The following is a 22,954-nucleotide window of genomic DNA, read 5'->3' on the forward strand; positions in this document are numbered from 1 at the left end:
AGGGTTACGGGGTGCTAATCGCCGACTCCGTCATCGTCGTGACAGGCGCGGGTGGCGGAATCGGCGCCGAGCTGGCAAGGCGTTTTGTCGCGGCAGGCGCGCGAGCAGTCGAGCTGGTTGACAGGCGTGGCAAGGCGTTGCAGACAGTCGCGGACGAACTTGGCCCGGTCGCTCGCGTACATCAGCTCGATGTCACAGACGAGTCCGCGATGTCCGATCTCGTCGCGGCGGTGCTCGATCGTCATGGTCGGATCGATCTGTTCTGTTCCAACGCCGGTATCGCGACAGGCGTCGGCCTCCAGTCGGGACCGTTGGCCGACGGCGCATGGGGACTGGCATGGAATGTGCATGTGATGGCGCAGGTTTACGCCGCGCGGGCGGTGGTTCCGGCCATGATCGCAGCTGGCGGCGGCTACCTGCTGAACACTGCCTCGGCCGCCGGACTTCTCACCGCCCCGGGCGACGCGCCCTACGCCGCAACGAAACACGCTGCGGTGGCATTCGCCGAGTGGCTGGCGATCGAGTATGCCGAGCTAGGAATCAAGGTCAGCGTTCTGTGCCCAATGGGCGTTGACACCCCGTTGCTGTCAGGGCCGCTGGCGACGGGTAACGCGACCGCGCGTTCGGTCGCGGCGTCCGGCCCGATACTCAGTGTCGGTGAAGTCGCAGACGCGGTGATCGAGGGCCTGGCCACTGAAACGTTTCTCATTCTTCCGCACGCAGAAGTTGCCCAGTTGTGGTCAGCCAAGGCCGCCGACGTCCAGTCATGGCTGGCTGATACGCGCCGTATCTACGATCTCGCGCGTGCTCAGAAAATACTGCATACCGAAGACGCACGCCCTATCGATGCGGCAGAGTGGCACGAACGCTGATCCGTAACAGGGCTTGGAATAGGAGTTCGACACATGACTGGGGTAGCTGGTCGGGTAGCAGTAGTAACAGGCGCCGCTCAAGGTATCGGGGCCTCGATCGCAGTCAAGCTCGCCGCTGGAGGCGCCAAGGTCGGTGTCCTCGATCTGACTGGGTCGAATACCGAGCAGGTGTTGACCGAGATCCGGGCTGTCGGCGGTGTTGGCATCGGTATCAGTGCGGATGTGAGCCGCGCTGATCAGGTGCAGAGCGCATTCGAACGGGTCGCGGCGGAGTTCGGAAGTCTGGACATCCTGGTCAACAACGCAGGGGTCCTCCGTGACAACTTGCTGTTCAAGATGTCCGAGGACGATTGGGACACGGTCATGAATGTTCACCTCAAGGGCGCCTTTCTCTGCAGCAAGGCGGCGCAGAGGTTCATGGTCGAGGGGAAGTACGGACGGATCATCAGCATGAGTTCCACGTCGGCGTTGGGCAATCGCGGACAGTCGAACTATTCGACAGCCAAGGCTGGGTTGCAGGGCCTGACCAAGACGCTGGCAATCGAGCTCGGCCCATTTGGAGTGACCGCGAACGCAATCGCACCCGGCTTCATCGAGACGGCGATGACGAAAGCCACGGCCGACCGCACGGGCACCACGATCGAACAGATGCGCGCCGACGTTGCCGCCAGCGTCCCGGTGCGTCGAGCCGGTACACCGGCTGATGTGGCGAACCTGGCGGCGTTCTTTGCTGCGGAGGAGTCCGGTTATGTGACCGGTCAGGTCGTCTACGTGGATGGCGGACGTGGGTTGCTCTGACGACTGAGGTTCCCCGACCCGCTTGGATACTTCCTGGACAGGTCGCGTCCCGTAACCTGGGAGGTCGAGATACACAAGCGGCCGTGAGTGGCTGTCAGTTTTGAGGGGTTGCAGGTGTTCGACACACTGTCAGATCGGTTGAACAAGGTCTTCACGGGCCTGCGCGGCAAGGGCCGGCTTTCCGAGGCCGACATCGACGCGACCGCGCGGGAGATCAGAATCGCGTTGCTCGAAGCCGACGTGGCCCTGCCTGTCGTCCGTCAGTTCATCGCCGCGGTGAAGCAGCGTGCAACCGGCGAAGAAGTGTCACGTGCCCTCAACCCTGCCCAGCAGGTCATCAAGATCGTCAACGAAGAACTCGTAGAGATCCTGGGCGGCGAGACCCGGCGACTGCAGTACGCCAAGACTGGCCCTACCGTGATCATGCTCGCCGGCCTGCAAGGCGCGGGCAAGACCACTCTCGCCGGCAAACTTGCCTGGCACCTCAAACAGCTCGGCCATACCCCAGTGCTGGTCGCTTGCGACCTGCAGCGTCCCAACGCGGTGAATCAGTTGCAGGTGGTTGGCGAGCGTGCGGGTGTGGCTGTCTACGCCCCACAGCCCGGTAACGGCGTAGGTGACCCGGTCGCAGTTGCCAGGGATTCCATCGCATTCGCTGAGCGTTCGCAGCACGACATGGTCATCGTGGACACGGCGGGGCGTTTGGGCATCGATGCCGACATGATGGCTCAGGCCGCTGCGATCCGGGACGCAATCCAGCCTCAGGAGGTTCTCTTCGTCCTCGACGCCATGGTGGGTCAGGACGCAGTCAATACCGCCGAGGCATTTGCCACGGGCGTGGGTTTCTCTGGTGTCGTCCTCACCAAGCTCGACGGTGATGCTCGGGGCGGCGCGGCGTTGTCTGTCAGATATGTCACCGGCCAACCGATCATGTTCGCCTCCAACGGCGAGAAGCTCGAGGATTTCGACGTCTTCCATCCGGACCGGATGGCGTCGCGGATCCTCGGTATGGGCGACATGCTCACGTTGATCGAGCAGGCACAGCGGACCTTCGATGACGACGAGGCCGAAAAGATGGCCTCCAAGCTCGCGAGCGGCAACAACTTCACGCTCGAGGACTTTCTCGACCAACTGCAGGCGATCAAGCGGATGGGACCGATCGGCAATCTACTGGGGATGCTCCCCGGCGCAGGTCAGATGAAAGAGATGATCAGCCAAGTCGACGACAAGGACCTCGATCGAACTGCAGCGATTATCCGTTCTATGACGCCGGCCGAGCGAGCCGATCCGAAGATGATCAACGGTTCGCGCCGACTACGCATTGCCACTGGTTCGGGCGTGATGGTCAGTGAGGTCAACAACCTCGTCGATCGCTTCTTCGAAGCCCGCAAGATGATGATGCGCATGACTGGCGGCATGGGCATGCCAGGCGCCCGGCGAAACACCAGAAATGCAAAGGGCCGCAAGGGCAACAAGAAGGGAAAGAACAAGCAGGCTGGCAGGGGATCGAGCCAGCCCAGGACGCCGGCTGGTTTTCCGGGGATGGGTGGGCTTACCGGCGGGTTTGGCGGCCCTGGCGCAGGACTGCCTGGCGGCTTCAGTACGCCAGAACTTCCGCCTGGCACGCAATTGCCTGATCTGAGCAAGCTGAAGTTCCCCAAGAAATAGCGCCGGCGAACCCAGGAGCTTGAATATGACGGCAGGCACGGCTGATGCCACCGACACCGCCGCTCGCATCGCGGCGGGCTATGCGTTCAGCGGTATCGCCCTCGAGCTTGGTTGTGTCGTGTTGGACGGCACCGCGCATCCGGACGCCCCGGTGCGGATTCCACTCGGCATGCTCAACCGGCACGGACTCATAGCGGGCGCTACCGGAACCGGCAAGACGAAGACCTTGCAGGGGCTGGCCGAACAGCTCTCAGCAAACGGCGTCCCCGTTGTAGTTGCTGACATCAAAGGCGACTTGTCGGGGTTGGCCCAGGCAGGTGAATCGAACGACAAGGTCGTGCAACGCTCGACCGACACGGGTGATAGTTGGCAGCCGACCGCTTACCCGGTTGAGTTTCTCGCTCTCGGCGGTCTGGGCACCGGCATCCCGGTCCGCGCGACCATGACTGCCTTCGGCCCGCTGCTGTTGTCCAAGATCCTGGACTTGAACGAGACGCAGGAATCGTCGCTGGGGCTTATCTTCCACTACGCCGATTCTGCAGGATTGCCTCTGCTAGACATGAAGGATCTTCGATCGCTGATCCAGTACCTGACCTCGGAATCGGGTAAGGCCGATCTGACCAACATTGGCGGCCTGAGCAAGGCGACCGCCGGCGTCATCCTTCGTGAACTCATCACTCTGGAAAATAACGGCGGCGATGTCTTCTTCGGCGAGCCAGAGTGGGAACCGTCTGACCTGCTGCGGACCGCCTCGGACGGACGGGGCATTATCTCTGCGATAGAGCTGTCCCAGGTGCAGGACAGACCCGGGCTGTTCTCGACATTCCTCATGTGGTTATTGGCGGATCTCTTTCACGAGCTTCCGGAGGTCGGAGACCCGGACAAGCCCAAGCTGGTATTCTTCTTCGACGAAGCACACCTTCTCTTCAACGGAGCTTCCAAGGCATTTCTCGATCAAGTGACGCAGACCGTCCGCCTGATCCGCTCGAAAGGCGTCGGCATCTTCTTCGTGACACAGGTGCCTGCCGACCTCCCAGACGGGGTGCTGGGCCAGCTGGGCAATCGAGTTCAGCACGCGTTGCGAGCATTCACCCCAGACGATGCGAGCAATCTTGCAAGAGCCGTTCGGACCTATCCCAAGACTTCGGACTACAAGCTCGAGGAACTGCTTACCCAACTCGGTACCGGTGAGGCCGTCGTGACCGTGCTTTCCGACCGAGGTGCGCCGACACCGGTCGCCTGGACACGGCTACGCGCGCCCCGCTCGCTCATGGCACAGATCGATCCGGCGGCGCAGCAGCAGGCCGTTGCAGCTTCGGGCCTGCTTGCAAAATACGGACCTTCGGTTGACCGCGAGTCCGCTTACGAGAAGCTTGCAGCACGCCTGGCGCAACCCGAGTCGCCGGCCAGCGGGCCGGAACAACCCGCGAAACCGGAGGCTAAGCCGGGATCCAAAACCGCATCGAAGACGGACGAAGGTTCGCTGGCGAATGTGCTGTCTTCTTCGGCGTTCAAGTCGTTTGCGCGGTCGGCTGCGACCGTACTCGGCCGCGAGATTACGAGGTCGATCTTCAGTACCGCGAAGCGGCGCCGCTGATGCCGGTAGACAGTCAAGTCCTCCATCTGCGGGGGATTCTCCTGCCGGACGAAGAAGAACGCGATGTCTGGATCATCGACGGGCGCCTGAGCTTCACGCCCATGCCAAACGCGCAGACGATCGCCGACCGCGGCTGGGTGATCCCGGGTTTCGTTGACGCGCACTGCCATGTCGGGCTTTCGCCGGCTGGTCATGAACCAACTCCGGAAGGCCAGGCTCAACAGGCAATTCTGGATCGAGATGCCGGCGCGCTGCTCCTCAGAGACGCCGGATCGCCGGTTGACAATCGCCATGTGCAGTCCAGGGCTGACTTGCCGCGACTGATCAGGGCTGGCAGGCACATCGCCCGTCCCCGTCGCTACATCCGCGACCTGGGAGTGGAGGTCGAGCCAGAGAATCTCATCGCAGAGGTGGAGCGTCAAGCTGGTCGCGGGGATGGCTGGGTCAAGTTGGCTGCCGATTGGATCGATCGGTCGATGGGGGATCGAGCCGATCTTGCACCCGTGTGGCCAGATGACGTTCTGGTCGCGGCCGTCGAGCGCGCCCACGCGCTAGGAGTTCGAGTCGCTGCACATGTCTTTGGTGAGGACGCGTTGCCTGGCCTCGTCGCCGCAGGCCTCGATTCGATCGAGCACGGTTGCGGATTAACCTCTGACGTCATAGACGACGTGGTGCGTCAGGGTATAGCCGTCGTGCCGACTCTGATCAACATCGACACTTTTCCCAAGATCGCTGCGCAGGGTGACGCCAAGTATCCGGTGTATGCGGCACATATGCGCAGCCTCCATGCAACGTCAAGACAGCGCATCCGTGACGCATACGAGGCCGGGATCCCGATCTACACGGGTACCGACGCCGGCGGCTCACTCGAACACGGCTTGGTTCGTCATGAAATCGCGGCGCTCGTCGACGCCGGCATCCCGCAGCCAGAGGTCATCGCTCAGGCCTCGTGGCGAGCGCGACAATGGCTCGGCTTTTCGGGCCTGACCGAGGGCGCTGAGGCCGATTTGATCGTGTATGAGGCTGACCCGCGGCTCGATCTCTCAACGCTGCAACGCCCTCTGCGTACCGTCCTTCGCGGCCGTGTCGTCGAACCCAATTAGCACCAACTGCCTGGTGTCCGATCGCCACCTGAGACGCCGCAGATTCTGTGGCGAATGAGATGACCGGCCTCCGGCGCAGCCGCACGACCGCCGTCCGGCGCAGCCGCACGACCGCCGTCCGGCGCTGGGCCGTCGCCGTAACCGTGTACCTGGTGGCGGTATTTCATAGAACGTCCCTGGGCGTGGCCGGGCTCCAGGCAAGTGCGCGATTCGGGATAAGCCCGAGTCAGTTGAGTATTTTCGTGCTACTGCAGTTGGGCGTCTACGCCGGTATGCAGATTCCAACCGGGATCCTGGTCGATCGATACGGCCCTCGCAGGCTGCTACTTGTCGCGGCAGGGACGATGGGTCTCGCTCAGATCATGTTCGCGATCGTTCCGAACTATCCACTGGCTCTGTTCGCGCGGGCCATGCTTGGTCTTGGTGATGCGCTGACGTTCGTCAGTGTGCTTCGTTTCGCTGCTGGCCAATTTAGCCCCCGCCGCTATCCGTTGGTCGTTGCGATGACGGGCATGGTCGGCACCGTTGGAAACATCGCCGCTACCTTGCCCCTGGCTACCGTGCTGCATTCCGCGGGGTGGACACCGACCTTTCTCGCGGCCGGAGCACTTTCGCTGCTCAGCGGACTCGGCGTCTACCTGGTACTGCGGAAGTCCGCCCCCGTGCCGCGGCGCTCCGATGGGCCTGCAGATCTGCTGACGTCGTTGGCAGCAGTCCGACGGCGAGTTGCGACCGCATGGTCGATGGCGGGCACGAGAGCGGGATTTTGGGTTCACTTCGCGTCGATGTCGACTTCCCTGACCTTCGGCGTGCTGTGGGGGGTGCCGTTCCTGGTCCAGGGCGAGGGCCTGAGCCGTAACGGTGCGTCGGAGTTGCTGCTCGCAGTCGTGGCCTTCAGCACCTTGGCGAGCCCCGTTGTCGGCTACTTCACCGGAAGGTTTCCGGCGATCCGGGTTCCCTGCGCGATCGGTCTGTGCGCGGTGACCGTGTCCGGTTGGTACGTTTTGCTGATTGCCTGCCCAGAACACATTCCGCGGCCGCTGCTGGTGGCGATCGTCTTGATCACCGGGCTAGGTGGGCCGGTTTCGGCGATTGGCTTCGCGCTGGCTCGCGATTACAACGGACCTGCGATTGTGGGAACGGCGACCGGCGTCGTGAACGTCGGCGGCTTTGTGGCAGGCATTATCGGATGTCTCGGAATCGGCTGGACGCTGGACAGAGTGGGCGCGGTCGACACCCTGGCCTACCGGTACGCCTTCGCGGTGGCGGTCAGTGTGCAGCTCGTTGGTTTGATCCAGATGATCCGCTGGTGGCTGAAGGCTCGCCGCGTGGTGTTGAGTTCGCAGGATCGCGGCGAAGCGACACCAGTGGCGATCGTGCGCCATCGTTGGGACCTTGGCCGATAGTGGGATCCTGGCTGATAGATAGCAGGCTGATAGATCGCAGGCTGATAGATCGCAGGCCGATAGATGGCAGGCCGATAGATCGCAGGCCGACTGACGGCCACGCAATCCGAGCTGATCGGCTACTTCAGAGCTTGATCTGACTCGTGGTAACAGTCGGCCGGGGGATCTGGCAGAATGGCGGGCTGAGTACCGGCCATTCTTCGGACCCTCTCACCGATCTCTGGCCAGTCCACAAGGATCATCGCCTGGGTGTTCCCCACCCGCAGGCGCTCTGGTCCGCCCTGCACACAAATACGGAGCCGAAAACAAGTGGCAACCAAGATCAAGCTCACGCGTATTGGAAAGATGCGCGAGCCGCACTACCGCGTCGTCATCGCTGATGCCCGCACCAAGCGGGACGGCCGTTCGATCGAGACCATTGGTGAGTATCACCCGAAGAACGATCCATCGATCATCCGCATCGACGGTGATCGTGCTGCCTACTGGCTTGGCGTCGGTGCGCAGCCGACCGAGGCAGTCGTCGCGATTCTCAAGGTCACTGGTGACTGGCAGAAGTTCAAGGGCCTGCCAGCACCGGAGCCGATGAAGCTGGCCGCGCCGAAGCCCGACAAGCGCGCCCTGTTCGACGCCGCTCTCAAGGACTCAGAGGGCGAACCAGCCGTTGACGCGACGACGCCTCGCAAGAAGGCGGCGCCGAAGAAGGTTGCCGCGGAACCCAGCACGGACTCGGCGGTCACCGACGCGGCAGAGGTTCCCGCGGCTGCAGATGCGCCGGCTGACGCCGCGCCTGCGGCAGACGAAACGGCCGAATAAGTGCTCGAGGAAGCCCTCGAGCACTTGGTGCGCGGCATCGTCGATCATCCCGCTGATGTGACCGTGGATCTGATCGACAACCGGCGCGGGCGCCGACTCGAAGTGCGCGTTCATCCCGAGGATCTCGGTCGGGTCATCGGGCGCAGCGGTCGAACCGCCAAGGCTCTTCGCCAGGTCGTCAACGGCGTGGGTGGCAAGGGAATCAGAGTCGATGTCGTCGACACCGACGAGCGCCGCTGACGCTCCGCTTCATCATGGCTAAGACTCCGAATCCGGTAGGCAGCAACGGGCCTGGCGTCAGTTCCGCGAAGGACACTGGCACCAACCTCGTTGCTGTCGGCCGGATCGGCAAGGCGCACGGCATCAAAGGCGCCGTTTACGTCGAGCCGTGGACGGATGTTCCCGAAGAGCGATTCGTTCCAGGAGCTGTCCTTGAAACCGATCCGGCCGAGCGAGGTCCTCTCACGATCGCTGAAGTCCGGACGCAATCGGGCAAGCAGATCGTTCAGTTCGAGGGCATCGACGATCGCAACTCAGCCGAGGCCGTCCGCGGGACGCGCTTGGTCATAGCGGCCACCGAGCGGCCACCGATCGAGGATCCTGATGAGTTCTACGACACGGATCTGATCGGCCTCATGGCGATGACCGTGCAGGGCGTGGACGTCGGCCTCGTCACAGATGTTCTTCACTCGCCGGGTGACAGCCTGCTCGCGATCGACGTCGCTGGTCGAGAGGTACTCGTACCGTTTCGTAAGCAGTTTGTTCCGGTGGTCGACCTGGCCGCGCGGACGCTTTCGATCGACCCGCCAGATGGGTTGCTGGATCTGTGACCGGGCGGCCCAAGACATGACGGCCGCTGGCCCATCGGTGCACGAAGCGCCCATGGGTGCGGGGTTGGCGATCGATATCGTCACCATTTTTCCCGACTACCTGCTGCCGCTGAGAGAATCTGTGCTCGGCAAGGCGATCAAACGCGGTCAGGTACGGGTAGATGTACACGATCTGAGGTCATGGACGACCGATGTACATCGCACGGTCGACGACACCCCCTACGGCGGCGGCCCGGGGATGGTAATGCTTGCTGAGCCCTGGGCGAGGGCTATAGATGAGATTGCGCCGCCCGGTGCGCAACGCCAGCCTCGATTGATCGTTCCGACTCCCACAGGACGTTCGTTCACGCAGAGCGTGGCAGCCGAACTTGCTAGCCAGGATTGGCTGCTGTTCGCCTGCGGCCGGTACGAAGGTATTGATGCTCGAGTCATCGACTACGCAGGCCAGCGCATGATCGTCGACGAGATCAGCCTCGGGGACTACGTCTTGTGCGGCGGCGAAGCAGCAACGTTGGTCATCGTGGAGGCCATCGCGAGGCTGATTCCGGGCGTGCTGGGCAATGTCGATTCGGCTAAGGACGATTCCTTTACCGAGGCGGTGGAGGGCTTGCTGGAGGCACCCGCCTACACCAAACCCGCGAGCTGGCGCGGACTGGACGTGCCCGAGGTCTTGTTGTCCGGCAATCACGCCCGCATCGCCGCGTGGCGCCGAGAGCAATCTGTCGAGCGCACCCGCCGGCGGCGGCCCGACTTGCTGCCCGATGTCGCTGACGAATAGAACGCAGGGTTGTGCAACCGGGGGGTCCCGAGAGCTTCTCCGGGTATCCACAGCTCGCCCGGTTTCTCGTTTAGGCGGCCGATGTGGCACCATCATGGGGTTGCCTAGCGAACGCAGCGGCTCGACGTCCGCCGCGACCGGGGGCAGCGCGCCGATCGGCAACAGCGATCAGCAGCCACATAATCGAGACATATGCGATTGACGCCCGTGTGCCCACACCCGGGACGTCAGACACGAAGGAAGCAGAGCCGAAATGAGCAGCACCCTGCAGACGTTGGACGCCGAGTCGCTCCGAAGCGACATCCCAGAGTTCCGGGCTGGCGACACCCTCAAGGTGCATGTCCGGGTTATCGAAGGCACACGCTCTCGCGTCCAGGTATTCCAGGGCGTTGTCATCCGGCGTCAAGGCGGCGGCCTTCAGGAGACCTTCACGGTTCGCAAGGTCAGCTTCGGCGTGGGAGTGGAGCGTACTTTTCCCGTGCACACGCCTGTGATCGACAAGATCGAGGTTGTTACGCGCGGCGATGTCCGGCGCGCGAAGCTGTACTACCTGCGAGACCTGCGCGGCAAGGCGGCCAAGATCAAAGAGAAGCGGGACAACGTCACTCGCTGAATGCAGCCCCGTGCCGCTGTTAGATCACGTCTGTCCGAGTGTCGATAAGCCGCCATGGCGTCGGACACCGGCGGGCAAGGCGGCTTGTGGAGCACGGAGAGATCTGACGATCCCGATTCCGATAGGCGCAGCGATGTGAGCGTTGGTCCAGTTCCGGCAGATGAGTCGCCCCCACACGCTTCGAACGCAAATGTCGGTACTCCGGCAGCGGACGCACAGCCTGTAACGGTTGATCCGGAGCCGGGCGTAGCTGGTCCGGACTTCAGTTCGGAACCAGATGGCCACGACCCTCGAGGCTCCGACATGGGGGTCGACGACACGGCCGAACCAGTCGACGGGCCGCCCAGTTCGTCTGCACCGGACGTGCGACGCCGTTTTGATGTACAACGCCTACTACGTCGCGGTTCGAGCGGGCCAGGTCGTCCTACAACTAAGCGCCGTCGAGGCAAGGCCTCGAAGTTCGAACTGCCCATCCTCATCGTCGTCGCGATCACGATTGCGATTGTGCTCAAGACGTTCGTTCTTCAGCCCTTTTACATCCCATCCCAGTCGATGGAGCAAACACTTTACGGATGCCCCGGCTGCTCTGGCGACCGCATCCTCGTCTTCAAGCCCGTGTACCACGTCCGTGACCCACATCCGGGGGACATTGTGGTGTTCAAGGCTCCGGTGGACTGGGACGAAGGCGGTGGCGTGAGTCTGTCGTCCAACCCAATCGTGCACGGGGTGCAGTGGTTCGGCCAACTGGTCGGCGTCGTGCCGCCCAGCGAAAAGGATCTGGTTAAACGGGTGATCGCCGTGGGCGGTCAGACAATCAAATGCTGCGACGACAACGGCAACGTTCAGGTGTCTGACAATGGACCGAGCGGACCGTGGCGTAGCTTGAACGAGCCCTACATTTTCGAGCCCAGCCCGTGGAGCAAACCCCCTGCGCCTGGGGTTAAGGCGGTCAACGACACCCGCAGCTTCGGCCCGGTGACGGTGCCGGCCGGTCGTTTGTGGGTCATGGGTGATCATCGCAGCGATTCTGCTGACTCGCGCTATCACTGTGGCGATGGCGGCGTGGGAGCGAATTGCGATCCCGAGTCCAGTACGGTCGGCGTTGACGACGTAATCGGCAAGGCTGTCGTGATTGCTTGGCCGCCTTCGCGGTGGCGCACTCTTGGCACACCAGCCACCTTCACCTCGCTGGGACTACCAGGGCCGGCCTCGGTCGTCACCGAACCTGCACCGGCGGCAGTATTTGCCGTGGGAGGCCTTGGTTATCTGCGCCGTCGGCGTCGACGGCGCGGCGAGAACTGACGATGCCCCCTCCTAGTGCTCCGCGCAGGGTTGCTGGGCGAGTGATCCTGTTGGATCGCGCCGATCGCGTGCTACTCGTAGAAGAGCGAAATGACATGGGTAGCACCGGTAGCCATTGGTTGACGCCGGGAGGCGGTGTCGAGGGTGACGAGGTTCCTGCGCAAGCGGCGGTTCGCGAACTCTTCGAGGAGACCGGTCTGACGGTCACCTTGCGTTCATCTGTAGCCGTACATGTGGGCCGTCACGTGTGGTCGATGGATGGCCAGAGTTGGGATCAGACGAACTATTACTTTCTGGCCCGGATCGACGCTCACGCGCCTCCCGTCGCCCCAGTCGCGTTGACTGAACTCGAGCGGGGCATTGTTCTCGGGGCACGATGGTGGACTGTGTCGGAATTGCGTGCGTCAACCGCACAGATCTGGCCTCAGGAGATCGTGTCTATCGTTGTACGCGCCCTCGCCGTCCCCGCGGACGTGAGCAGCGCCGCCACATCGGTCGGGCCGCCCGCGGGCCCGCTCGTCCGTACGGGCGGACGAGTTCTGCTCATTGATCAGAACTATCAGGTGCTGCTACTGGAACATCTGGTGTCCGCTGACGGTGGGGAGTCGGTGTGGGCCGCGCCGGGGGGTGGCTGCGAATCGGACGAGACTCCGGCGCAGGCGGCTGTACGAGAACTGGCCGAGGAATGCGGCATCGACGTAGCAATTCCGAAAGACGCCACCGCCGACCATTCGGAGCGCCGCTGTTGGACCTTGAACGGAATTGCCTACGATCAGACGGATCACTTCTTCGTCGTTCGCATCGAGGACCATCCTGAGATATCGGGTGGCAATCGCACGGAACTGGAGGAGCACACCGTGCTCGGACACCGCTGGTTCTCCGCCGGGGAGTTGCGGCGTGACCCCGTTCGTCACGAACCCGCAGCACTCGCTGACCTGCTCCATGACCTTCTGCTTCGCGACATGGCCCGTTCATGACTCCGGTCCCGGCGCCGACGCTTCGCCTGGAACGCGAGGCATGGCGCAATGGCGCAGGACTACTTGCGGCGATCGATGAGGTCGGTCGCGGCGCGCTCGCCGGTCCCGTCTCGGTGGGCGTGGTTCTGTTGGCTCCTGACACGAAACCCGCACCGTTCGGTGTGGCCGATTCCAAGCTGCTCAGCCCACAAGCGCGCCGACAGTTGGTTCCGCGGATCAGACGGTGGGCACTTGATTGTGCGGTCGGCCATGCATCGGCCACCGAAATCGATCGGATTGGCATCATTGCCGCGCTACGGCTTGCGGCGGAGCGAGCAGTCGGTCAGCTGATGATTGCACCGGAGTGGGTGTTACTCGATGGCAATCACGACTATCTCACCAGGCGTGAGGACCTGGCCTTGTTCGCGGTGCCAGATCCCGCCGGGTCCGAGTCCGAGTCCGAGACCGACCGCTGGCGATGCTCCGTTCCGGTGCGGACGTTGATCAAGGGGGATATGAAGTGCTCCTCGGTCGCCGCGGCTTCGGTTCTCGCCAAGACCGAACGAGACGCCATGCTCATCGAATTGGCGGATCAGTACCCGCACTACGGATTCGAGGAGAACAAGGCTTACGCGTCCCCGCAACATATGGCTGCCCTGGCTGAACACGGCCCGTCGGAGATACATCGGCGGTCTTGGAATCTTCCAGGCGTCGTCCGCGCGCAGTTGGAGATGGACGATGATGGAGCAATGAGCATCGAAGCCGTGTCGTGAAGCCCGACGATGGTGCCAGTGTCGAGGGGTTGCAAAGCACAAAACCTGGTACGCCGGCAAAGAGCAACGAGTCGGGAGTCGATAGATGAGTGCAGAAGACCTTGAGAAGTACGAGACCGAGATGGAGCTTCAGCTCTATCGCGAGTATAAGGACATCGTCGGCCAGTTCAGTTACGTAGTCGAAACGGAGCGGCGCTTCTATCTGACCAATGACGTGCAGTTGTTGCCACGCAATGCTGACGGTGAGGTGTACTTCGAAGTGACCATGCGTGATGCGTGGGTCTGGGATATGTACCGACCTGCGCGTTTCGTTAAAAACGTGCGAGTCGTTACGTTCAAGGACGTCAACATCGAGGAACTCGAGAAGCCCGACCTGGATCTTTCCGGTAAGGATCCGTTCGGTGCGTAACAATCACGACGCCTGACCCTCCACAGGCGCAGCGGTTATCCACAATCGCCACGAGACACATTTCCGAGCTTCCGCATCCGGCACTGTCCATGTATGCGACTCAAGGACGCGCTCGGTCAGTACGGGGAGCGCATAGCGGTCAGATGCCTCACCGACGCCGGCATAGAGGTGCTCGAGACAAACTGGCGGTGTGCACGCGGCGAGATAGACATCGTCGCCAGAGACGGCCGTGTTCTCGTTGTCTGTGAGGTGAAGACCAGGTCGTCATTGGCCTTCGGAGACCCGGCCGAAGCCGTCAGCTACACCAAAACAAGGCGGCTGCGGGCGCTCGGACTGCAGTGGCTGTCCGAGCACCCGGGACAGTGGGAGAGCATCCGCTTTGACGTAGTTAGTGTCTTGAAACGGTCTGCTGGCCCGGCTCAGGTCAAACACCTTCGCGGAGCCTTCTGATGAGTCTCGCGCGCACCAATGCCGTTGCCCTGATCGGGGTCACGGGGCGCCTCGTCGAGGTCGAAGCAGACCTCTCGCCAGGACTGCCAGGCCTGACGTTTACGGGCCTTCCGGACGTTGCCGTAACAGAATCGCGGGAACGCGTGCGCTCTGCCGTACTGAACTCCGGCCTTACCTGGCCCAGCAAACGCATCACGGTGGCCTTGCTGCCTGCAGATGTTCGAAAGAACGGCTCCATGTTCGACCTTGCCCTGGCGTTGGCCATCCTCGCGGCCACAGGCGAGATCGCCGCCGCAGGAATCTGCGAGGGGGTGTGGCTCGGCGAACTTGGATTAGATGGGCGGCTGCGGCCCGTTCGAGGTGTCTTGCCGGCCGTTATCGCGGCGAAGGACGCAGGGATCAGCCGAGTAGTCGTGCCAAAAGCCAACGGGTCGGAAGCCGCGTTGGTCGAGGGTATCGAGGTTTTCACTGCCAGCTCACTGCGCGAGGTTGTCCTTGCAACCAAGCAGGACGGGCCGCCGCTGGCCCGAGCCCGAAGCTCAGAACCGGGTGCAGACGATGACGGTCCCGACCTTGCCGACGTGGTCGGTCAGCCAATTGCTCGTCGGGCTCTCGAAATTGCCGCTGCGGGCGCTCATCATCTGCTGATGTCCGGTTCGCCGGGGGCGGGCAAGACCATGCTCGCTGCCCGATTGCCCGGCATCCTCCCGCGCCTGGATGACGCATCAGGCCTCGAGGTGACCGCCATCTACTCGGTTGCGGGTCTACTTGGCCCCGGTACAGCGCTGGTGCGTCGCCCACCGTTGCAGGCGCCGCACCACACTTCCTCCATGGCTGCTCTGGTCGGCGGCGGATCGGGGCTCGCTAGGCCGGGAGCAGCGACCCTTGCCCACCGTGGCGTGTTGGTGCTCGACGAGGCAGCCGAGTTCTCGCCGCGAGTCTTGGATTCGCTCCGACAACCTCTTGAGTCGGGTCGAATTGTGCTGCATCGCACCGGGGGGTCGGTCGAATATCCGGCTCGGTTTCAGCTGGTGCTGGCAACAAATCCATGTCCCTGCAGCTCGCCGAAAGCGCGCGAGTGTTTGTGCACGCCAGATGCTCGACGTCGCTACGGACAACGCCTGTCGGGTCCGCTTACTGATCGGATTGACCTGCAAATTGCCGTCGATCCAGTCACTCGGGCCGACCTTATGGACGACGCGACTCCGCGTGAGCCCAGCGCTCCTGTTGCCGCCAGAGTTCGTCGCGCCAGGCTTGCCGCTGAGGATCGCTGGTCCGCGCAGGGCTGGACGACTAATGCGGAGGTGCCCGGACCGGTCTTGCGGCGGCGCCCTTGGCGACCGAGCCGTAGTGCACTGGCGCCGCTCGACGCTGAACTCGACCGCGGCGGTCTCAGCGCGCGAGGGTGTGATCGCGTGCTCAAGCTGGCCTGGACACTTACCGATTTGGCGGGCAAGAACAGCCCGTCACTGGAGGAGATCAGTGAGGCCGTGTGGCTACGCACAGGGCGGGCCGGAGTGATGGGAACGTGAGACACGATGAGCCGCAGTCTCCGCCCGACGAACAGACACTGCTCGCCGCGGCATATCTGAGTCGAGTCGCCGAACCCGCATCGTTACCGGTGTACATGCTCGTTCGTCAGCTCGGCTACGTGGCGGCCGCGGAGGCCATTCGGTCCGATGATGTCTCGCCTGCCGTGCGTGAGGCCACGGCATCCCGGCGCAATGCTGTCGACGCGGCCGCAGATCTAGAGGCAGCGGAGCGAAATGCCATCAGGTTGATCACGGCGGTCAGCAGCGAGTGGCCACACTTCGCCTTCGGTGCGCTCTACCGAGCGGCCGACAAGAGGATCGAGCAATGGCTAGCTGGCAAACGCCAGCGACCGGAGCGCGGCGAACTGATACCACCGCTCGCACTGTGGATCCGGGGCAGCGGTGACCTGTCGAGCATCGGCGTCAGATCGGTGTCGATCGTGGGTTCGCGAGCGGCGACTGCCTATGGCAATCATGTGGCCGCCGATTTGGCCTACGGCCTTTCCGTCCGCGACGTCGCGATCGTCTCCGGCGGCGCGTACGGGATCGACGCTGCGTCACACCGCGGAGCCTTAGCCGCGGACGGCACGTCCGTCCTGGTGTCGGCCGGCGGCCTGGACCGGCCTTACCCAGCGGCGCACGACCGGCTGTACGACCAAACTGCCGAGACAGGAGTTCTGGTCAGCGAGCGCCCGCCCGGCAGCGCACCTCATCGTCAGCGTTTTCTGAGTCGGAACCGATTGATCGCTGCCCTCGGCTCCGCCACGTTGGTGGTCGAGGCCGCGCAACGCTCGGGTGCGCTGAACACAGCTCGTTACGCGCGCGATCTCGGCCGGGCGGTGCTAGCCGTGCCCGGTCCGGTGACCTCGGCTATGTCGGCCGGCAGCCATGCTCTGATCCAGCGCGAAGAACGTCCGGCCGTGCTTGTGACTTCGGTGTCCGAAATCCTGAGCTACTGTGGCTCGCTCGCCGACGTGGTCGAACCGTCTCAGCAGCTCAGCGTGGTTACTGACTATGACTGCCTCGATGCGCGTGCTCGTGCAGTCCTGGACGGCTTTCCTGCGCGCGGTGTCGTCACCGAGGTCGAGCTGGCGCGGCTGAGCGGGCAGCCGGTTCAGCAGGTTGTGATCGCCCTGCCCAAACTCGGCCAGCTGGGCTTTGTCACCCCATCGGCCGGTGGCTACTGCCGATCGGCGGCCCGGAGGACGACCTGACGGGCTGGCAGAAACCGTCTGCCAATATCGCGTGAGTGATTGTTGCACTCGCAATTACCCAGGAGTAGGCTTGAGAGCTTCGTGCCATTCGAAGCAACTGAAGGATCTTGGTAAAGATGTACCGCATTTCCCGCGAAGACAACCTCGAAACGTGCCTACAACAAGTGGATGACCCCACCGAGCGCGCGCGGCTTATTGAGCAGGCCTACAAGTCGCTCGTCCGCCGCAGCCGCGCGAAGCTGACCGTTCGATCTGACGACGGAGCCTGATCCCGCAGATCTCGGCACCGGGTGTCGAGTTCCGCGCCGACGATCGATGAGCGTGGCGAGTTGACCGACTTGAACGCGCAGCGCATGGTCATTGTTTGTGAGTTCCGATCGTCATCACGCACCAGAGGCGGCGCCGCCCGGCAACGGCGTTCCCAAGTCGCACGGCAGCGTCGTTCCCAAGTCGCACGGCAGCGTCGTTCCCAAGTCGCACGGCAGCGTCGTTCCCAAGTCGCACGGCAGCGTCGTTCCCAACGCGACGGAACCTCGTCGCGACCGGCTTGATCTCGCGCAACTTCGTTCTGAGCTACCCACCCCGCTGTCGGAGGCGCTCTTCGAGTTCGAACGATTTCTGAGCCTCGAGCGCAATCGCTCCGCAAACACCGTGTCGGCCTATATCGGGGATCTGACATTGTTGCTGACCCATCTTGCCGGGCGAGGCGAGCGCGACCTGTCGGGGCTGTCGTTGCGAAGTCTGCGTTCTTGGCTCGCTTCTCTGCACGAGCAAGGGGCAGCACGGACGACCCTTGCACGTCGCGCGGCCGCAGCACGCACTTTTACCGGGTGGGCATTCACCCATCAACGGATCGAAGCCGACGTGGGGGAGTTGCTCGTCAGTCCTCGTCCACATCGGTCGATTCCCTCGGTCCTCTCTGCGACGGACGCGGCCCGGATGATCGACAACATTGGCGGCGACAGCGTTACCGAACTTCGGGACCGGCTCGTCCTGGAACTGCTGTACGGGACCGGAATCCGCGTAGCTGAACTGGTCGGTCTCGATCTCGATGATGTCGATCGTGGACGCCGCGTGCTTCGGGTACTAGGCAAAGGCAACAAGCAGCGGGTGGTGCCTTTCGGAGCGCCAGCCGATACAGCGATCGATCGATGGCTGTCATCGGGTCGACCAGAATGTGAGACGACTGAATCCGGCGCCGCACTGCTTCTGGGCCGCCGTGGGCGGCGGCTCGACCAGCGCGCCGCGAGGTCGATCGTGAACCGCTCGACCGGGGGCTCGGGGGTCGGTAGCAGCGTGTCGCCACACAGTCTTCGCCATTCGGCCGCGACCCATCTGCTCGACGGAGGCGCAGATCTGCGTGCAGTGCAGGAGTTGCTAGGGCATGCGAGCCTCTCGACCACACAGATCTATACCCACGTCTCCGTTGATCGACTGCGTAAGAGTTTCAATCAGGCGCATCCGCGCGCGTGATCTAGCCGCTTCTGGTGTTGTTGCCCGGTATCGAGCCCGTGTTCGGCAGCAGACGGACAATTCCGAGCGGGCCAAGAAGGCTCAACGGATCCAGATAAGCCGAACCACGCCGAGCGCCCCAATGCAGGCATGAAACAGGCGCACAGCTTGCGTGGCGTCCGGAAATGTGTCCCATGAGCTGGCCGGCTCCGACTCGCTGCCCCACTCGCACGAGCGTTGCAACCGGCTCGTACTCAGTGCTGATGTCATCTCGGTGGGCCACGACTATGACACCCCGGCCGGCGACGATGCCTGCGAAGCGGACGGTTCCGGCACCGGCAGACAACACCACGGAACCGTCAGCATCGCCGAGGTCAACGCCGAGGTGTCCTGCGGCATAGCGGTCCAAAGGCGCTGCGAACCGTGTCAGAACGCTCAGAACGCCGCGGACAGGCGGCTGATAGCTGGTCAGGCTCCCTGAGACAGCCATCCGACCGACTACGTCTTCCGCGGGAACCAACACCGCAGGTTGAGCCAGCGCGGGGAGGTTCAATACCAAAGTGCCCTCCACCGCGAGGAAGCTGATTAGTGCCAGGATCGACAAACGGCCCATCGAGCGGCGTCCCGATGAGCCGCCTGTTGAGCGTTTGGCCGACCGAATGAATCGCATCGCCTCACGATGCCGGTGAAGGTGGGCAGCGACGGGCACCGAAGCGGATGTGTGTACAAAGACCACGTTGTCCACAAGTTGTTCTGGCGCCGTCGACGGACGTTCAGACTGGTTCGACGATGTGGAACCGACCGGCCATGAAGGTCCGTATTCAAGTCATCAGATAGCGCGTTGTCAGACCCTCGACCTTCTCGCACGTCCGGTGAGAGCTGCCGGGTCGCCTTACCTAAGGCGACCCCTTAGGTAAGGCCGATGCCAGGTTCGCAGCTGGCACGAGCACTAGGTAATTGTTCCGATGTGGCAGCCCTCCTCAGAGGTGCATCGTCGTAACTGTCAAACAAGGCACCCAGGAGGCAACAAGATGTATACGTATCCGACGCAAGACTCCACGGCCGAGATCAAATATCGCCAGGCCAAGATTCGCGAGTCATTTCAGGCGGGAGTGAGCCGCGGCATGACCGCGAGAGGCCATCACACTCGACGGCGCGCTCGTCACGAAGTGTGAACGTAACGAGGTGCGGTCGCGCGGTCGAGCTAGAGCCGCATTTGAGACTGCTGCGTCTTGGTGACGCAGGGACTTGGCACGATCTCCCATGCAGGCTGTCATAGGGAGACGGCAAGATGGCGGTGTGACCACGACACCGCGACCGTTGGTCGGTCGGGCAGCAGAGCTAGCACTGTTGCTCACGAGCCTCGATGAAGTGGCTGAAGGTCAGCGCAGTCCCGTCCTGATCTCCGGCGACGCGGGCGTAGGCAAGACGAGGCTGCTCACCGAGGTTGTTGCCGAAGCCGACCGACGAGCGATGATTCAGTTGGTCGGTCACTGCATTGACTTCGGCGACATGGCCCTGCCATACCTGCCGTTCACTGAGTCCTTCGGCCGCTTGGCACGGCAGCGGCCCGAACTCGTTCAGGCCGTCCTCGACGAGTTTCCGTTGGTCGGCAGGCTATTGCCCCAGTCAAGGCTCATGGGGGCACCCGCCTCCAGCGAGGCCATTCGGGTAGATCGCGGCGAGTTGTTCGCGAGTGTGCTGGGTGCACTGGCACGGATTGGGCAAGATGCGCCAACCTTGCTGCTCATTGAAGACGTGCACTGGGCCGATCAATCGACGCGTGACCTGATCGCCTTTCTGCTCGCCCGTTTGGATGGCGAGCGCGTTTCGATAGTTGTGTCCTATCGAAGTGACGATCTACATCGCAGGCACCCGCTGCGTCCCGCGGTCGCACAGTGGTCTCGGTTGCCGGCGGTCCGCCGCATCCACTTGGCGCCGCTCGCAGTCGATGATGTGCGAGCGCTTATTGCCGACGCCGCTCCTGACCTCTCCGAGACCGTGATCCGCCGGATAGTCGAGCGAGCGGACGGAAATGCTTTCTTCACAGAGGAATTGCTCGCCGCAGCCGAAGACGACACGTGTGAGGACGGCGGGGTACCAGCGGGCCTCGCCGACCTTCTACTGGTGCGACTGGACAAACTCTCAGACGCCGCGCACGCCGTCGTAAGGCTCGCTGCGGTTGCTGGCCGGCAGGTCCCGCACGAGGTCCTCGAGGTCGTCGCGGGTATGCCCCATCTCGAGTTGGACGCCGCTTTGCGCGAGGCGGTGGACGCACACATCCTTGAGCCTGCGGACAATTCTCGATATGGCTTCCGGCACGCGTTGCTCGGTGAAGCCGTCTATGACGATCTGCTCCCCGGTGAACGCGTTCGCTTGCACGCCGCCTATGCGGCGGCACTCGGTAAGGAGTCCATCGCAGGTACGGCGGCCGAGTTCGCTCGACATGCGAGGGAATCGCACGATCTCGACACTGCGTACGCAGCAAGCATCCGCGCGGGGGACGAGGCGCTAGCAGTAGCCGCCCCGCAAGAAGCGATGCACCACTACGAGTCGGCGCTGGAACTCATTCCGCGGCTGACAAAAGGCGTCGAGGCCGATCACGTTGGTTTGCTCCTGGCGACCGCGGACGCCGCGTCAGCTGCTGGACATCTGACCCGGGCCCTCGCGTTCGCGCGAGATGCGGGCAGGCAATTGAGCCCCGACACTCCAGCTCATTTGCGCGCGCAGGTCCTCTTTTCGATCGGCACGCACGCCGCTCTCGTCGAAGGCGAGCTAGAGGCGATCGAGGCGACAACTGAGGCGCTGGCACTGGTTTCGGCCGAACCACCGACTGAGCTTCGAGCCCAGCTGACGACATTGCACGCACGTGCAATGTCTCAACTTGGACGCACCGACGAAGCGGACGCTTGGGCGCACGAGACGATCAAGATCGCCGACCGACTTGGTCGTCCCGAACTTGCCACGGATGCCTGGACAACGCTTGCTGTTGAAGAAAAGCGTGCCCAAGATCCGGACGCGGCAGCAGCGAAGTTTGAACAGATTGCCGAACACGCGCGGGCGCGCGGTCAGATAGGCGACGAACTGAGAAGCCTCTTTCAGCTTGGCGTTCTGCGGTTCAGCCAAGGCGATCTGGCGGCCGCCGCGACGGCTTATCGAAGGTGCGTGGAGCGTGCGAACGCCACCGGGCGAACGTGGGCGCCTTACGGCATCGACGCCCGAACGCACTTGGCGTTGGTCTACTTCGCCTCCGGGGACTGGGAGGCAAGCGTGACGATCACGGACCTTTCAGGCGAACAGCCAACGAGACTCGCCGCCTCGAAGATGACAGCGGCCGGTTTTGCCATCCGTGCGGCGCGGGGCGACCTGCTTGCGCTCGACGACCTGGCTCAGCTACGTGAACGGTGGCGCTGGGACGGGCAAACGGCAGTGTGGTCACTTACTCACGCGATCGATCTCTATACCCAGCTCAAACGCACTGACCTTGCCCTACGCGCCCACGATGAGCTCGTGGACCTCATAGTCGACATCTGGCGGCAGCCGTGGTTCATGGCCAGAGTACGACTGTCGGCGCTGGCGCTCGCCTCGATTTCGGCGACGGTGCCAACGTTGAGGGCCGACCAACGTCGGGCGGCGGTGTTGCGCGGAGCCCAACTGCATGCCGATGGTCACAGCACCATCGATCCGAGCACGCCCCGGGGACGGTCGGTTGGACCGGAAGCCCGGGCGTGGCTGGCACGATTGGACGCCGAGTACGCACGCCTGCGTTGGCTCGCCGACATAGACCCTCCGACCGTCGAGGAACACATCCGGTTGTGGCGTGCGGCGACCGACGCTTTCGACGGTGAGATCTATGAGCAAGCGCGTTCGATGGCGCGGCTGGCAACAGTGTTGAAGGCATGCGGACGAAACCAGGAGTCCAGCGAGCTGGCAGAGGCGGCGGCAGTTGTTGCTGAACGTCTCGCCGCGAAGCCTCTGCTGGACGAGATTCGGGCTCTGTCTGTTGGTCGGCACGACACGGCCGACACAGCACGCGACGTCGACCGTACGGGGCTGGACACATTGACGAGCCGAGAGAACGACGTGCTGGCTCTGCTGGTCGAGGGACGTACGAACCGGCAGATCGCGCGGCAGCTGTACATCAGCGACAAGACAGTCAGCGTCCATGTCTCCAATATTTTGGCGAAGCTGGGAGTCGGGGGCCGAGCAGAAGCTGCGGCTGTCGCCCGTCGAACCGCCCGAGCGACGGGGGATTCGGCAGCGCGCGCGCGTCCGGAGGACTAGGGCGATTCGCGGCGTGGTTGGGGACGCATCGAAGGATTACGTTGCATCGGATGAACGGGCTACACTTGCTTGGCACCTTGCAACAGCAAGGTGACTTCGCGTGC

General features: G+C 63.2%; 22 protein-coding genes. 21 read left to right on the forward strand and 1 reads right to left on the reverse strand.

Annotated elements, in window-relative coordinates; genetic code table 11:
• Nucleotides 1-11 precede the first annotated feature (11 nt).
• The 20 genes from ACSMXN_RS11455 to ACSMXN_RS11550 all read left to right on the forward strand — a co-directional run bounded on the left by ACSMXN_RS11455 (nt 12) and on the right by ACSMXN_RS11550 (nt 18,587).
• Nucleotides 12-872, forward strand: coding sequence for an SDR family oxidoreductase (locus ACSMXN_RS11455; RefSeq protein WP_022912374.1), 861 nt, complete (start codon nt 12-14; stop codon nt 870-872).
• Between the two features lie 33 nt (nt 873-905).
• Nucleotides 906-1,670 (forward strand): 3-oxoacyl-ACP reductase FabG, encoded by a 765-nt coding sequence (gene fabG, locus ACSMXN_RS11460; protein WP_022912375.1) that lies wholly within the window; start codon nt 906-908, stop codon nt 1,668-1,670.
• A 114-nt stretch (nt 1,671-1,784) separates the two neighbouring features.
• Nucleotides 1,785-3,338: a signal recognition particle protein gene (gene ffh, locus ACSMXN_RS11465; protein ID WP_027139210.1), complete on the forward strand. Its 1,554-nt coding sequence runs from the start codon at nt 1,785-1,787 to the stop codon at nt 3,336-3,338.
• A 25-nt stretch (nt 3,339-3,363) separates the two neighbouring features.
• Entirely contained in the window at nt 3,364-4,935 is a 1,572-nt protein-coding gene (locus ACSMXN_RS11470) for a helicase HerA-like domain-containing protein (RefSeq protein ID WP_022912377.1), read from the forward strand.
• The gene (locus ACSMXN_RS11475) at nt 4,935-6,038 is read left to right on the forward strand and encodes an amidohydrolase family protein (RefSeq protein ID WP_022912378.1); all 1,104 of its coding nucleotides are present in this window, start codon (nt 4,935-4,937) and stop codon (nt 6,036-6,038) included. Before ACSMXN_RS11470 ends, ACSMXN_RS11475 begins: the two co-directional genes overlap by 1 nt.
• Before the next feature lie 59 nt (nt 6,039-6,097).
• Nucleotides 6,098-7,444: an MFS transporter gene (locus ACSMXN_RS11480; protein ID WP_027139212.1), complete on the forward strand. Its 1,347-nt coding sequence runs from the start codon at nt 6,098-6,100 to the stop codon at nt 7,442-7,444.
• A 309-nt stretch (nt 7,445-7,753) separates the two neighbouring features.
• Nucleotides 7,754-8,257, forward strand: coding sequence for a 30S ribosomal protein S16 (gene rpsP, locus ACSMXN_RS11485; RefSeq protein ID WP_022912381.1), 504 nt, complete (start codon nt 7,754-7,756; stop codon nt 8,255-8,257).
• Nucleotides 8,258-8,497 (forward strand): RNA-binding protein, encoded by a 240-nt coding sequence (locus tag ACSMXN_RS11490; protein ID WP_022912382.1) that lies wholly within the window; start codon nt 8,258-8,260, stop codon nt 8,495-8,497.
• Between the two features lie 14 nt (nt 8,498-8,511).
• Entirely contained in the window at nt 8,512-9,087 is a 576-nt protein-coding gene (gene rimM / locus ACSMXN_RS11495; RefSeq protein ID WP_022912383.1) for a ribosome maturation factor RimM, read from the forward strand.
• 64 nt (nt 9,088-9,151) lie between these two features.
• Nucleotides 9,152-9,865: a tRNA (guanosine(37)-N1)-methyltransferase TrmD gene (trmD, locus tag ACSMXN_RS11500; protein ID WP_196811217.1), complete on the forward strand. Its 714-nt coding sequence runs from the start codon at nt 9,152-9,154 to the stop codon at nt 9,863-9,865.
• Nucleotides 9,866-10,118: 253 nt separating this feature from the next.
• Nucleotides 10,119-10,478, forward strand: coding sequence for a 50S ribosomal protein L19 (gene rplS / locus ACSMXN_RS11505; RefSeq protein WP_022912386.1), 360 nt, complete (start codon nt 10,119-10,121; stop codon nt 10,476-10,478).
• A gap of 135 nt (nt 10,479-10,613) precedes the next feature.
• The gene (gene lepB / locus ACSMXN_RS11510; protein ID WP_196811198.1) at nt 10,614-11,780 is read left to right on the forward strand and encodes a signal peptidase I; all 1,167 of its coding nucleotides are present in this window, start codon (nt 10,614-10,616) and stop codon (nt 11,778-11,780) included.
• 2 nt (nt 11,781-11,782) lie between these two features.
• Entirely contained in the window at nt 11,783-12,757 is a 975-nt protein-coding gene (locus tag ACSMXN_RS11515) for an NUDIX domain-containing protein (protein WP_022912388.1), read from the forward strand.
• Nucleotides 12,754-13,509, forward strand: coding sequence for a ribonuclease HII (locus tag ACSMXN_RS11520; protein WP_022912389.1), 756 nt, complete (start codon nt 12,754-12,756; stop codon nt 13,507-13,509). The genes ACSMXN_RS11515 and ACSMXN_RS11520 overlap by 4 nt, the downstream gene beginning before the upstream one ends.
• An 85-nt stretch (nt 13,510-13,594) precedes the next feature.
• A complete protein-coding gene (locus tag ACSMXN_RS11525) occupies nt 13,595-13,918 on the forward strand; it encodes a DUF2469 domain-containing protein (RefSeq protein WP_022912390.1) in 324 nt (107 codons plus the stop codon).
• A gap of 93 nt (nt 13,919-14,011) precedes the next feature.
• Nucleotides 14,012-14,368 carry a YraN family protein gene (locus ACSMXN_RS11530; protein ID WP_022912391.1) on the forward strand — a complete coding sequence of 119 codons (357 nt, stop codon included), beginning with the start codon at nt 14,012-14,014 and terminating at the stop codon, nt 14,366-14,368.
• Nucleotides 14,368-15,900 carry a YifB family Mg chelatase-like AAA ATPase gene (locus ACSMXN_RS11535; protein WP_022912392.1) on the forward strand — a complete coding sequence of 511 codons (1,533 nt, stop codon included), beginning with the start codon at nt 14,368-14,370 and terminating at the stop codon, nt 15,898-15,900. The genes ACSMXN_RS11530 and ACSMXN_RS11535 overlap by 1 nt, the downstream gene beginning before the upstream one ends.
• Nucleotides 15,897-17,114 carry a DNA-processing protein DprA gene (dprA, locus tag ACSMXN_RS11540; RefSeq protein WP_022912393.1) on the forward strand — a complete coding sequence of 406 codons (1,218 nt, stop codon included), beginning with the start codon at nt 15,897-15,899 and terminating at the stop codon, nt 17,112-17,114. The genes ACSMXN_RS11535 and dprA overlap by 4 nt, the downstream gene beginning before the upstream one ends.
• A gap of 116 nt (nt 17,115-17,230) precedes the next feature.
• The gene (locus ACSMXN_RS11545; RefSeq protein ID WP_155958296.1) at nt 17,231-17,383 is read left to right on the forward strand and encodes a hypothetical protein; all 153 of its coding nucleotides are present in this window, start codon (nt 17,231-17,233) and stop codon (nt 17,381-17,383) included.
• 316 nt (nt 17,384-17,699) lie between these two features.
• Nucleotides 17,700-18,587 (forward strand): tyrosine recombinase, encoded by an 888-nt coding sequence (locus ACSMXN_RS11550; protein WP_027139215.1) that lies wholly within the window; start codon nt 17,700-17,702, stop codon nt 18,585-18,587.
• Nucleotide 18,588: 1 nt separating this feature from the next.
• Here ACSMXN_RS11550 and ACSMXN_RS11555 read toward each other — a convergent pair whose 3' ends face one another.
• Nucleotides 18,589-19,236 carry a M23 family metallopeptidase gene (locus ACSMXN_RS11555; protein ID WP_196811199.1) on the reverse strand — a complete coding sequence of 216 codons (648 nt, stop codon included), beginning with the start codon at nt 19,234-19,236 and terminating at the stop codon, nt 18,589-18,591.
• Between the two features lie 629 nt (nt 19,237-19,865).
• On the opposite strand from ACSMXN_RS11555, the gene ACSMXN_RS11560 reads away from it, so the two are divergent.
• Nucleotides 19,866-22,850 carry a helix-turn-helix transcriptional regulator gene (locus tag ACSMXN_RS11560; RefSeq protein ID WP_022912397.1) on the forward strand — a complete coding sequence of 995 codons (2,985 nt, stop codon included), beginning with the start codon at nt 19,866-19,868 and terminating at the stop codon, nt 22,848-22,850.
• Nucleotides 22,851-22,954 lie beyond the last annotated feature (104 nt).

It is taken from the genome of Parajatrophihabitans canadensis, assembly GCF_053764775.1.